The 891-nt window shown below is 39.8% G+C and carries 1 protein-coding gene; it reads right to left on the reverse strand.

The annotated features are described in order from the left end of the window. Positions 1 to 175 precede the first annotated feature (175 nt). Positions 176 to 871 carry an ABC transporter ATP-binding protein gene (locus GMD4S_RS09510; RefSeq protein WP_000173186.1) on the reverse strand — a complete coding sequence of 232 codons (696 nt, stop codon included), beginning with the start codon at positions 869 to 871 and terminating at the stop codon, positions 176 to 178. Positions 872 to 891: the final 20 nt, after the last annotated feature.

The raw sequence follows: 891 nt of genomic DNA on the forward strand, positions 1-891 counted from the left end.
AAAAGAAGATGAAATAAGCAGCATTGTTAGGATTGTAACTCTGGCTAAGACTGTTAATAAAAGCTCCAATCAAAACTGAAATTGCAAGGACGGCACCGTAGAGTGCAAGATACCATTTATTGATATTTTTAAATTCATAACGAACTAAATTCCAAAACATACTAATCTCCTTTAACTAAGCCTTGAACTCTTGACGGAAGAGCTGGTCAATGGATTCACCTGACTCGTAACGAATATCATCAACATTTCCTTGGCGTACGACTTTTCCGTCTTTGAGGAAGATAATCTCATCCAAGATAGGTTCAATATCTGAAATCAAGTGGGTTGAAATCAGTACTGTAGAGGTTGGTGAGTAGTTGTTGATGATGGTATTGAGGATATAATCACGTGCGGCTGGATCCACTCCACCGATCGGTTCATCGAGGACATAAAGACGAGCTTCGCGGCTCATGACCAAAATCAGTTGTACCTTTTCCTTATTCCCTTTTGATAGTTTCTTGAGGCGACTATTCTCATCAATACCAAGATCAGCTAGCAAGTGTTGGGCTCTTTCGAGATTGAAATCCTGATAGAAGGTTTTAAAATAGGTTAGAGCATCCTTGACCTTCATCTCTTCATTGAGATAAGTTGTGTCAGGAAGGTAAGAGACAATCGCCTTTGTAGCAGGACTTGGATCCAATCCGTTAATGAGAACACGTCCTTTATCAGGCTGAAGAAGGCCATTGATCAGTTTGATTAAGGTCGTTTTTCCAGATCCATTTGGGCCGAGGAGACCAACAATTTTTCCAGCCGAAATCTCAAGAGAGATATTGTCAAGTGCCGCAGTTGCTCCATATGATTTTGTTACATTTTCAAGTGCTAGTAGTGTCATAGTCTTAAACTCCTTTAATA

Source organism: Streptococcus sp. GMD4S (assembly GCF_000296955.1).

Bases quoted from the DNA above. Each gene is read 5' to 3' on its own strand.
- GMD4S_RS09510 (WP_000173186.1), bottom strand. From the start codon at position 871: ATGACACTACTAGCACTTGAAAATGTAACAAAATCATATGGAGCAACT.